At 65.4% G+C, this 12,257-nt stretch carries 8 protein-coding genes; all 8 read left to right on the plus strand.

The features are described from left to right. The first annotated feature begins 167 nt into the window (after positions 1-167). Positions 168-335: a DUF6026 family protein gene (locus tag HU748_RS05555; RefSeq protein ID WP_186669448.1), complete on the plus strand. Its 168-nt coding sequence runs from the start codon at positions 168-170 to the stop codon at positions 333-335. A 178-nt stretch (positions 336-513) separates the two neighbouring features. Beyond that, positions 514-972 (plus strand): SgcJ/EcaC family oxidoreductase, encoded by a 459-nt coding sequence (locus HU748_RS05560; protein ID WP_186719592.1) that lies wholly within the window; start codon positions 514-516, stop codon positions 970-972. Between the two features lie 445 nt (positions 973-1,417). Next, the gene (glgA, locus tag HU748_RS05565; RefSeq protein ID WP_186669459.1) at positions 1,418-2,977 is read left to right on the plus strand and encodes a glycogen synthase GlgA; all 1,560 of its coding nucleotides are present in this window, start codon (positions 1,418-1,420) and stop codon (positions 2,975-2,977) included. A gap of 15 nt (positions 2,978-2,992) precedes the next feature. Then, positions 2,993-4,735, plus strand: coding sequence for a malto-oligosyltrehalose trehalohydrolase (gene treZ / locus HU748_RS05570; protein ID WP_186709730.1), 1,743 nt, complete (start codon positions 2,993-2,995; stop codon positions 4,733-4,735). Then, entirely contained in the window at positions 4,732-6,801 is a 2,070-nt protein-coding gene (gene malQ, locus HU748_RS05575; RefSeq protein WP_186719594.1) for a 4-alpha-glucanotransferase, read from the plus strand. The genes treZ and malQ overlap by 4 nt, the downstream gene beginning before the upstream one ends. Continuing rightward, positions 6,798-9,572 (plus strand): malto-oligosyltrehalose synthase, encoded by a 2,775-nt coding sequence (locus tag HU748_RS05580; protein WP_186719596.1) that lies wholly within the window; start codon positions 6,798-6,800, stop codon positions 9,570-9,572. The genes malQ and HU748_RS05580 overlap by 4 nt, the downstream gene beginning before the upstream one ends. Before the next feature lie 17 nt (positions 9,573-9,589). Then, complete coding sequence (locus HU748_RS05585) at positions 9,590-9,853, plus strand: DUF2934 domain-containing protein (RefSeq protein ID WP_186669466.1); 264 nt, start codon at positions 9,590-9,592, stop codon at positions 9,851-9,853. Positions 9,854-10,054: 201 nt separating this feature from the next. Continuing rightward, positions 10,055-12,208 carry a glycogen debranching protein GlgX gene (gene glgX, locus HU748_RS05590; protein ID WP_186719598.1) on the plus strand — a complete coding sequence of 718 codons (2,154 nt, stop codon included), beginning with the start codon at positions 10,055-10,057 and terminating at the stop codon, positions 12,206-12,208. Positions 12,209-12,257 lie beyond the last annotated feature (49 nt).

Here is a 12,257-nt window from a genome sequence, read left to right on the forward strand (position 1 = left end):
GATTCAGGTGTTCAGGTTAGTCCAGCGTACCGCACGAGGGTTCACCGACGAACGGCGTGACCACCATAAACAAAAAAGTTCCCAAGGGCGGGGAAAGAATTCAGAATGCGCGCCGCACGAAGCGTCTACGCTTGTCACTGTCACCAGCCAAACTGCGAGGTGTGCTCATGGGTACCTACATGCCTGCCACTCCCCCCCAGACCCTCTATGTCACCGTGCGCCGCGACGAACTGCGCCAACTGAAGGACGAGCGCGACCAACTGCGGCAACAGGTGGCCGAGCTGAACCTGTTGCTCGAACAGGCCCGCCTGGGCAACAAGGCTGCCGGACGCTGACCTTTCGCCGCACCGCGCAGCCCCTGCGCACGCGACGCCCTGTCGTACCCCGCCTCCTTAACCAGCGAAAATGCCTTCAAAGATAGTCGCCTGTTCCTATATAGGTCTCATCTCAGGCTACCTAGATTGAGCGACGCCGCGGGCCCATTCCGGTGCCTGCTTCGCGTGGAAAACACCCATGAACAAACTGACGTACTGGCTCCCGCTCGTTTTGCTGGGAAGCCTCAGCCTGCACGCGCACGCCGCGCCGCAGCCGTGCCAGCAGCTCGACGAGAAACAAGCCCTGGCGCTGTTCGAACGCTGGAACGACAGCCTGCGCAGCGGCGATCCACAGCAAGTGGCCAAACTGTACGAAAACGATGCAGTGCTGCTGCCGACGGTCTCCAAAACCCCACGCCTGACCACCGTCGAGCGCCTCGACTACTTCAAGCACTTCCTCGCCGACCAGCCCTCCGGCAAGCTCGACACTCATCACCTGAGCCAGACCTGCAACAAAGCCACACTGGCCGGGTTGTACACCTTCGACTTCGCCAAGACCGGGCAACAGGTCGCTGCGCGCTACACCTTCACCTACCGCTGGGATGGCCAGCAGTGGCTGATCCACCACCACCATTCCTCGCTGCTGCCGACCACCTGACACTGCCCGCATTCCCCGCCCAACGGATGCCTGTTGCGCCGCAGCAACGCAATGTCGCTGCGGCTTTGGTGCGCCAACGTTTGCGCAGATCAACGGTCATGCAAATTGTGACCAGCGGGTCATCCTGCCTACCTTTCGTCCCCTACACTGCGGATTCGGCCCGTGTTTTGCTCCGAAAACCAGTGACGCAATCAAGTCGAACTTTCCGAAACACGGGCAGGTCAGGAAGTAAGTAGGCCACGCAAAGGGACTTCCTCACGCGTCAGCCCGCCCACCCCACACTGTCCAGGCGCCTGTTCGGCCGGAATGCCGCTCGCGCTGTGCCTGCGCGCACGACCATGGGGCAAGGAATGCACTACGAAGATGCTGAAAGCCAAAGCGAGAACAGATACGAGATAAACGTAACGGGTGCCAGCACCCGCATGAACAAGGGACGGAGAGAAGTATGATCAGTGCCGCTGTCGAGCCTCACGCAGAATCATTCAACCTGGAAAATCGCGAGCCTGTTGCACCTGGCTTCGCCACGACAGGCAAGGCACCCGCTACCACGCGCCGCAACAATCCGCACAAGCGCAAGGTGCTGTTCGTCACCTCCGAAATCGCCGACCTGGTCAAGACGGGCGGCCTGGGCGATGTTTCCGCCGCCCTGCCCCGGGCGCTGTCACACCTGCACGATGTGCGTGTGCTGATCCCCGGCTACCCGCAAGTGGTCGATAGCGACAACCCCATTCACATCGTTGGCGAACTCGGTGGCCATGCTGCGCTTCCGCCGTGCAAGATCGGGCGCATGGACCTGCCGGATGGCCTGGTCATCTACGTGCTGATCTGCCCCGAGTTGTATGAGCGCGAAGGCACCCCATACGGTGCCAACAATGGCCGTGACTGGCCGGACAACCACATCCGTTTCGCCCGCCTGGGCCTGGCCGCCGCAGAGATCGCCGCAGGCGATGCAATGGCGCACTGGCGCCCCGATCTGGTGCACGCCCATGACTGGCCAGCCGGTCTGGCGCCTGCCTACATGCACTGGCGCGGCCTGAATACACCGACTTTGTTCACCATCCACAACCTGGCGTACCAGGGTGTCTACAGCCGAGGCTGCAGCCCGGAGCTGGCCATTCCCGACCATGCCATGCAGCAGGAAGGCATGGAATTCTACGGCAAGCTGTCGTTCCTCAAGGCCGGGCTGGCCTACTCGAGCCACATCACCACGGTCAGTGCCACCTACGCCCGAGAGATCACCACGCCCGAGTTCGGTTGCGGCCTCGACGGCTTTCTCGCCAGCAAGGCCCAGCAAGGCCTGCTGGGCGGCATCCCCAATGGCATCGACGAGAGCTGGGATTCGGCCACCGACACCCATCTGCTGCACAACTTCAGCATCAACGACTGGGAAGGCAAGGCGCGCAATGCCGAGCAGGTCCGCGAGCTGTTCGGCCTGGAGCCGTCCGAAGGGCCGCTGTTCGCCGTGGTCTCGCGCCTGGTCTACCAGAAAGGCCTGGACCTGACGTTGAGCGTGGCCGCCGACATCGTCCAGCAAGGCGGGCAGATCGCGATCATCGGCCGCGGCGAGCCGGAAGAGGAACAGGCCATGCGCGATCTGGCCCTGCGCCATCCTGGTCGCATCGGCGTGCGCATCGGCTTCAACGAAACCGATGCCCGGCGCATGTTCGCCGGCAGCGATTTCCTGCTGATGCCCTCGCGCTACGAGCCCTGCGGATTGAGCCAGATGTACGCACAGCGTTTCGGCTCACTGCCGGTGGCACGCAATACCGGTGGGCTGGCCGACACCATCGAAGATGGCGTCACGGGTTTCCTGTTCAACGAGTCGAGCGCCGAGAGCTACCGCGAAGCCTTGAACCGCGCCTTCTACGTACACGGCAAGAAAGACCTGCTCAATGCCATGCGCTGCCTGTCGATGACCCAACCGTTCAACTGGTGCCAGGCGGTGGAACCCTACGCTCGCCTCTACGAGGAACTGGTCTGCCAGGCACGCAGCCGCCACTACTGAACGAGGGCTACGAAGATGCACAGGCATGGCGCACAGCAACTGGACGCCACGTCGGCGCGCTTCGCCCTCTGGGCGCCGGATGCGCGCAACGTGAGCGTGGAAATCGAGCGGCAGCCGTCTGTCGAGCTGCTGTCCGAGGGAGATGGCTGGTTCAGCGGTATCGCTCCCTGCCAGGCGGGTGATCGCTACCATTTCAGGATCGACGGCCACCTGAAGGTGGCCGACCCGGCGTCGCGCTACCAGCCCGACGGCGTGCACGGTCCCAGTGAAGTCGTCGATCTCCAGCGTTACGGCTGGCAGCACCCTTGGCGCGGCCGCCCATGGCACGAGGCGGTGATCCAGGAACTGCACGTGGGCCTGCTCGGCGGCTATGCAGGTGTTTCCCAGCAGCTGCCACGCCTGGCGGAACTGGGTATCACCGCCATCGAGCTGATGCCGATCAACCAGTTCCCCGGCGAGCGAAACTGGGGCTACGACGGCGCCCTGCCCTTCGCCCCGCACAACGCTTACGGCAGCCCGGATCAATTGTGCGCACTAATCGACCAGGCCCATGGCCACGGGCTGATGGTGATGCTCGATGTGGTCTACAACCACTTTGGCCCTGACGGCAATTACCTGCCGCAGTACGCCAGCCGGTTCTTCCGTGAAGACCGCCAGACCCCCTGGGGCGCCGCCATCGACTTTCGCCGTGCAGAAGTACGCGAGTTCTTCATCCAGAACGCCCTGATGTGGCTGTGCGACTACCGCTTCGATGGCCTGCGCCTGGACGCCGTGCACGCCATCGACCAGCCGGACTTTCTCGTCGAACTGGCCCGCCGCGTGCGCGCCGCTGTCGAGCCGGGCCGCGAAGTGTGGCTGGTGCTGGAGAACGAACACAATCAAGCGGCGCTGCTTGAGCAAGGCTTCGACGCACAGTGGAACGATGACGGCCACAACGCCCTGCACGTGCTGCTCACGGGCGAGACAGAAGGCTACTACGCCGACTACAAGCACCGCCCGATCGAGCAACTGGCCCGCTGCCTGAGCGAAGGCTTCGTGTTTCAGGGCGAGCCCAATCGCCATGGCACACCCCGTGGCGAGCCCAGCGCTCACTTGCCACCGAGTGCCTTCGTACTGTTCTTGCAAAACCACGACCAGATCGGCAACCGCGCACTTGGCGAGCGTCTCAGCCGCCTGTGCCCGCCCCCGGCGCTGCGGGCCGCCACCGGCCTGTTGCTGCTGGCGCCGATGATCCCGCTGCTGTTCATGGGTGACGAAGAAGGCAGCTGCCAGCCGTTCCTGTTCTTCACCGATTTCCACGATGAGCTGGCCGATGCCGTGCGCGAAGGTCGGCGCGGCGAGTTCGCCCACTTCGCAGCCTTCGCCGACCCCGAGAAGCGCGCGCACATACCCGACCCCAACGCCCTGCAAACCTTCGAAGCTTCACGCCCGGTCAACACACAAGTGCTCGCTGGCTGGCACGGCCTCTATCACCAACTGCTGGATATCCGCCATCGCCAGATCGTCCCGCGCCTGGTGGGCAGCCGCGCACTGGGCGTCGAAGTGCTCGGCGACAAAGCCCTCAGCGCCCGCTGGCGACTGGGCGACGGCTGCGAGTTGCGCATCGATTTGAACCTTGGCGCATCTGCGCAGCCCATTACTTTGCCAGGCATAGATACACGCCTGTTCGACAGCAGTGACAACGCCCATCCAGACTCCACCCTGGCCGCGTACAGCTGCGTGGTCAGCCTGCTTCCCTCTCGCCTGGAGACGCCATGAGCGAAATGCCCCTGCACCGTCTCGCCGCCCGCGCGGGCCTTGCCCGCGACTGGATAGACGCGAACGATCGTCCCCAGCAGGTATCTGACGAGGCTCTGCGCCGGGTTCTGCAAGGGCTTGGCCATCCGGCCGAGGATGACGCGGCCATCGCGCGCAGCCTGGCCGCCCTGGAGCAGCTCGAGGACAGCGAGCACCTGCCGCCACTGCTCACCGCCGACCTTGGCCAGCCGCTGGCCCTGGCACGCTGGTTCAGCCCAAACAGCCCGGTACGCTGCACCCAGGAAGACGGCAGCGTGCACGCGCTGACCCTCGACCCACTGGCACAACTGCCCGGCGAACTGCCTATCGGCTACCACCGCCTGGAAATCGATGACCGACAGGTCACCATCGCCGTCGCGCCGCCGCGTTGCCACAGCCTGCAGGACGGCACCGAGCAACACCCTCCGCGTTGCTGGGGCCTGGCCGTGCAACTCTACAGCCTGCGCCGCCCTGGTGACGGTGGCTATGGCGACTGCCTGGCCCTGGAGCAACTGGCGCGCAGTGCGGCAGAGCGAGGCGCCGATGCGCTGGCGATCAGCCCGATCCATGCGTTGTCGATGTACGACCAACAGCACTTCAGCCCCTACTCACCATCCAGCCGCCTGTTGCTCAACACCCTCTACGCCAGCCCCTCGGCACTGCTCGGCGAGCGCGAGGTGCGCACGGCGGCCAAAGCTGCGGGCCTGACCCAGAGCCTCGAAGACCTGGAGCAGACGTCGCTGGTCGACTGGCCGCGCGCGGCCGATGTGCGGCACAAGCTGCTCAAGGCGCTGTATGCAGATTTCAGCCAGAGGGAACACCCCCTGCGCCCGGACTTCGACAGCTTTCGCCAGTCCGCTGGCCAAGCCCTGGAGCACCATTGCCATTTCGAAGTGCTGCAGGCCGAAGCCGTGGAGCAAGGCCTGGGCGCCGACTGGCGCGCATGGCCGGACGCCTGGCGCAGCCCCGAGGAGCCGGAAGTGCAGGCCATGGCTGCGGCCTACCCGGCGCTGGTGGAGTTTCATGCCTTCTGCCAATGGCTCACCGAGCGCAGCCTGCAACGCGCCCAGGATGCCGCGCGCAGCAACGGCATGGGCATCGGCTTGATCGCTGACCTGGCGGTGGGTGCCGACGGTGCCGGCAGCCAGGCCTGGAGCCGCCAGGACGAACTGCTGGCCGACCTCAAGGTCGGCGCGCCGCCCGACATTCTCAATCGTTCGGGCCAGGACTGGGGCATCTGCGCCTTCTCGCCCGACGGCCTCAAGCGCAACGGCTACCGTGCCTTCATCGAAATGCTGCGAGCCAATCTCGCCCACGCCGGCGGCCTGCGCATCGACCACGTGATGGGGCTGCGCCGCCTGTGGCTGATCCCGCGCGGCGCCAAGCCGAGCGAGGGGGCGTATCTGAACTACCCCGTCGAAGACCTGCTGCGCCTGCTGGCGCTCGAATCGACACGCCATCAGGCGGTGATCCTCGGCGAAGACCTCGGCACCGTACCGCCCGGGCTGCGTGAGCAACTGGCGGACAAGGGCGTGCTGGGCATGCGCGTGCTGCCGTTCGAGCAGACCTCGCCCGGCCACTTCAAACCGATCCTCGACTGGCCCGATACCGCCCTGGCCACCACCGGCACCCACGACCTCGCCCCGTTGGCCGGCTGGCTGCGAGCACGGGACATCGACTGGAACCACCGCCTGCAACTGATCGACGCCGCCACCGAACTGCACTGGCGGCATGAGCGCGAGCAGGAGATTCACGGCCTGCGCCGCAGCCTGGAAGCGAACTATGGCCCTTTGAAGGATAACGACGCCTTGATCGACACCGCCATCCGTTATGTCGGCCACACCCGCGCACCGCTCGTGCTGGTCCCACTCGAAGACCTGCTTGGCAGCGACGAACAACCCAACCTGCCTGGCACCACCGACGGCCACCCCAACTGGCGTCGACGCTTCGCCCTGCCCGTCAGCGAACTGCTCGACGACGAGGATGCCGCACGTCGCCTGGAACTGCTGGCGCAGGCCCGCGAACAAGCCTGGGAGCGCGACCGATGAAGCCCTTGACCGCCACCCAGCGCCTGCAGTTTCACAGCGACTTCACCCTAGACGATGCCGTGCCACTGGTGCCCTACTTCGCCCGGCTGGGCATCAGTCACCTGTACGCGTCACCCATACTCAAGGCCCGCGCCGGCTCCCGGCACGGCTACGACGTGGTCGATCCGACCCAGGTCAATCCCGAGCTGGGCGGCGAAGCGGCGCTGCAGCGGCTGGTGGCCGCGCTGCGCCAGCACGGCATGGGGCTGATCCTCGACACCGTGTCCAATCACATGGCCGTGGGCGGTGCCGACAACCCCTGGTGGCAGAGCCTCCTGGCCTGGGGGCGGCGCAGCCCCTACGCCGAATTCTTCGATATCCAGTGGCACTCCAGCGACCCGCTGCTGGCTGGCCAGTTGCTGCTGCCGTTCCTGGGCAACGACTATGGCATCGCCCTGCAGAATGGCGAGATTCCGCTGACCTTCGACGCTGAGCACGGGGTGCTGCAGATCGAGCACTACGAGCACCGTTTCCCGATCTGTCCGCTGGATTACGGACGGATCCTCAGCCAGAGCGATGCCCCCTCGCTGCAGGCGCTGGGCATGCGCTTCGGCGCCTTGGGCGACTCCACCGACCCACTGGCCGAGAGCCTGCCATTGCACGCGGAACTGGCCCACCTGGTACGCGAGGGCGCCCACCTGGAGCAGGCCCTGGCCGCCTTCGACAGCCACAGCGAAGCGGGCTTCAAGCGCCTGCACCTGCTGCTCGAGCGCCAGACCTATCGCCTGGCCAGTTGGCGCACCGCCGCCGACGACATCAACTGGCGACGTTTCTTCGACATCAACGAACTCGGCGGCCTGCGTGTGGAGCGAGCGACGGTGTTCGAAGCGACCCACGCCAAGCTGTTCGAGCTGATCGCTCGCGGCCTGGTCGATGGCCTGCGCATCGACCATATCGACGGCCTGGCCGACCCTCGCCGCTACTGCCGCAACCTGCGCCGCCGTGTCGATCACTTGCTGGTCCTGCGTCCACCAGAAGCGGCACTCGAGCATTTCCCGATCTACGTGGAAAAGATCCTCGGTGCCGACGAGCACCTGCACCAGGACTGGCTCACCGACGGCACCACCGGCTACGAGTTCATGAACCAGGTCTCGCTGCTGCAGCACGACCCGTCCGGCGAAGTGCCGTTGACCGACCTCTGGCGCAACGTCAGCGAGCGCCCCGAGTTCGACGAGGAAGTGCGCATCGCAAGACGTCTGGTACTCAATGCCAGCCTGGCCGGTGACTGCGAGTCGGTGGCCCAGGCGCTGTTGCAGGTCGCCCGCGACGATCTGATGACCCGCGACCTCACCCTCGGCGCAATCCGTCGTGCCCTGCAGGCGCTGGTCGAGCACTACCCGGTGTACCGCACCTACATCAATGCCTGTGGCCGTCCCCAGCAGGATGAGGCGTTCTTCCAGCGCGCCCTGGAAGGTGCCCGGCAGTCGCTCGGCGAAGCCGACTGGCCATTGCTCGAACACTTCGAGCGCTGGCTCGGCGGACAGCCCTGGCGTCAGTTGCCTGTCGGCCGTGCCCGCAAGCACCTGCGCCATGCGTGCGTGCGCTTCCAGCAACTGACCGCACCCAGCGCCGCCAAGGCGGTCGAGGACACCGCGTTCTACCGCAGCGCCCGCCTGCTCTCGCGCAACGACGTGGGCTTCGAGGCCGAGCGGTTCAGCACCACACCTGCGCAGTTCCACAACGAAGCGCAACGCCGCCTGCGTGACTTCCCGGATAACCTGCTGGCCACTGCCACCCACGACCACAAGCGCGGCGAAGACTGTCGCGCGCGCCTGGCGGTGCTCAGTGAACACAGCCAGTGGCTCGCCAGCCGCGTCGAGCACTGGCGCGAACTGGCCGAGCCGCTGCGTGAAACCCTCGAAGACGGCCCGGCACCCAGCCCCGGCGATGAGTTGCTGCTGTTCCAGACCCTGCTCGCCAGTTGGCCCATGGAGCTGGGCCGTGACGACCCGAAAGGGCTCGCGCAGTTTGCCGAGCGCGTGCGCCAGTGGCAGCAGAAAGCCCTGCGCGAAGCCAAGCTGCGCAGCAGCTGGGCTGCCCCCAACGAGCGCTACGAACAGGCCTGCGCCCGCTACCTCGATGGCCTCTTGCTCGACCGCGAAAACCAGCAACTGCGCCACTCGCTCGCCGACGCCGCCGCGCGCATCGCCTGCCCCGGTGCGCTCAATGGCCTGGTCCAGTGCCTGCTGCGCATGACCACGCCGGGTGTTCCCGACCTGTACCAGGGCAACGAATACTGGGACTTTAGCCTGGTTGACCCGGACAACCGCCGCCCAGTGGACTACCCGGCAAGACGCGCCAGCCTCGACGCCAGCCTGCCCGAGGCCGAGCTGCTTGAACACTGGCGCGACGGACGCATCAAGCAGGCCTTGATCGCCCGCGTGCTGGACCTGCGCCAAGCGCATCCCGAGCTGTTCCTGCGCGGTGCCTACCTGCCGCTCAACGCCCAGGGTCGCCACGCCGACAAGGTGCTGGCCTTCGCCCGCCTCGGTGAGGGCGAGCGTGCCATCGTCATCGTGCCACGGCTGGCCAGCAGCTTGCTGGACGCGGCCCCGATCCCCCTGATCCCAGCACAGAACTGGGACGATACCCGGCTGATCCTGCCGTTTGCCTTGTCGCCTGCCACTTGCACGGGACTTTTCGCACACACCGCTGTCAGCCCTTCTAGGGAGCTGATGCTGAGCAATGTGCTGTCGGAATTTCCGCTCAACCTGTTGATTGAACATGCATGAACTTCAGGAGCGTCGAAATGAGTGTCGATGAAAAGCGTATCCGCGAATTCGCCTACCAGATCTGGGAGTCGGAGGGTAAACCGGTAGGCCAGGAAGAGCGCCACTGGGAGATGGCCCACAAGCTGGCCGAAGCCGAGGCCCTGGCGCCCAAGGCCGCACCACGCAAGAAGGCCCCGGCCAAGCCCAAGGCACCTGCCGAACCCAAGGCCGCCGCGCTGCCGGCGGGCAAGCCTGTGGCCGAGAAGAAACCACGGGCGCCGCGCAAGCCCGCCGCCGGCTGATATCCGCCTGCAGCTCAACCCATGACCTGTGGGAGCGGCTGTCTTGTTAAACATCCAAAGGCCAGCCCCTCCCTATGGGAGCGGGCTTGCCGGCGAACACGGGCGTAGCCCGTGCCAGGCAGCGCAGTGTCTTTTTCGCGGGCCAGCCCGCTCCCACAGCGCACTGCCGAGTTGAATTCACCTGGCCCGACGAGGACTGCCATGAACCCACGCACGCCGAAGAAAACCCGTTCCGTCGCGCCCTCCCGGATTCGCGAGGGCCTGCCCTTCCCGCTCGGCGCCACCTGGGACGGACTGGGCGTCAATTTCGCGCTGTTCTCCGCCAACGCCACCAAGGTCGAGCTGTGCATCTTCGACGCGACCGGCGAAAACGAGCTCGAGCGCATCGAGCTGCCCGAATACACCGACGAGATCTACCACGGTTACCTGCCCGACGCGCATCCTGGGCTGGTCTATGGTTATCGCGTGCACGGCCCCTACGAGCCCCAGAACGGTCACCGCTTCAACGCCAACAAACTGCTGATCGACCCCTACGCCAAGCAACTGGTGGGCGAGCTGAAATGGTCCGAGGCGCTGTTCGGCTACACCCTGGGGCACCCCGACGACGACCTGTCGTTCGATGAACGCGACAGCGCCCCCTTCGTGCCCAAGTGCAAGGTCGTCGACCCGGCCTTCACCTGGGGTCGCGACCAGCGGGTGCAGATTCCCTGGGAGCAGACCGTCATCTACGAAGCCCACGCCCGTGGCATCAGCATGCGCCATCCGGCAGTGCCCGAGCATCTGCGCGGCACTTTCGCGGGGCTTGCCAACGACGAGCTGCTGGCCCACATCAAGGACCTGGGCGTTTCCAGCATCGAGCTACTGCCCGTGCACGCCTTCGTCAACGACCAGCACCTGCTGGACAAGGGCCTGAACAACTACTGGGGCTACAACACCCTGGCCTTCTTCGCCCCCCATCCCAAGTACCTGGCCAGTGGCAAGATCGCCGAGTTCAAGGAGATGGTCGCGCACGTCCACGAGAAGGGCCTGGAAGTGATCCTCGATGTGGTCTACAACCACACCGCCGAGGGCAACGAGCGTGGCCCGACCCTGTCCATGCGCGGTATCGACAACGCCTCCTACTACCGCCTGATGCCTGACGACAAACGCTTCTACATCAACGATTCGGGCACCGGCAATACCCTCGACCTGAGCCACCCCTGCGTACTGCAACTGGTCACCGACTCACTGCGCTATTGGGCAGGCGAGATGCATGTGGACGGTTTCCGCTTCGACCTGGCGACCATCCTGGGCCGCTATCACGACGGCTACAGCGAACGTCACAGCTTCCTCGTCGCCTGCCGCCAGGACCCGCTGCTGCGCAGCGTCAAGCTGATCGCCGAGCCCTGGGACTGCGGCCCCGGCGGCTACCAGGTGGGCAACTTCGCCCCCGGCTGGGCGGAATGGAATGACCGCTTCCGCGATACGGCTCGCGCCTTCTGGAAAGGTGACGAGGGCCAACTGGCCGATTTTGCCGCGCGCCTGACAGGCTCCGGCGACATGTTCAACAACCGCGGCCGGCGCCCTTACGCCTCCGTCAATTTCATCACCGCCCACGATGGTTTCACCCTGCGCGACCTGGTCTCGTACAACGAGAAGCACAACGAGGACAACGACGAGAACAACCAGGACGGCACCAGCAACAACCTGTCCTGGAACTGCGGCGTCGAAGGCCCCACCGACGACCCGCAGATCAATGCCTTGCGCATGCGCCAGATGCGCAATTTCTTCGCCACGCTGCTGCTGTCCCAAGGCACGCCGATGATCGTCGCGGGTGATGAATTCAGCCGCACCCAGCATGGCAACAACAACGCCTACTGCCAGGACAGCGAGATCGGCTGGGTCAACTGGGACCTGGACGAGGACGGCACGCAACTGCTGGCCTTCGTCAAGCGTCTGACCCGGCTCAGGCTGCAGTACCCGGTGCTGCGCCGTACGAGCTTCCTGGTCGGCGACTACAACGAGGCGATCGGAGTCAAGGACGTCACCTGGCTCGCTCCCGACGGCAGCGAGATGAGTGTGGAGCAGTGGGAAGACCCGCACGGGCGTTGCCTGGGCATGCTGATCGACGGCCGCGCGCAAGTCAGCGGCATTGCCCGGCCAGGAGCGGAAGCGACGGTGCTGCTGATCGTCAATGCGCACCATGACGTGGTGCCGTTCAAGCTGCCGAGCGTACCTGAAGGCGAACACTGGAGTTGCCTGGTCGATACCGATCGGCCGCAGTTGCGCAAGGCACAGCACCTGGCGTTCGAGAGCCTGTTCGAGGTACAGGGCCGCTCGGTGCTGTTGCTGGTGTTGCAGCGCGAAGAGGAATGACCAGCCAGCGATACCCGCCCCCGCCCGCGTGACCATTGCCGATGGGCTG

Source organism: Pseudomonas sp. RW3S2 (assembly GCF_014268955.1).
Taxonomy (GTDB): Bacteria; Pseudomonadota; Gammaproteobacteria; order Pseudomonadales; family Pseudomonadaceae; genus Aquipseudomonas; species Aquipseudomonas wayambapalatensis.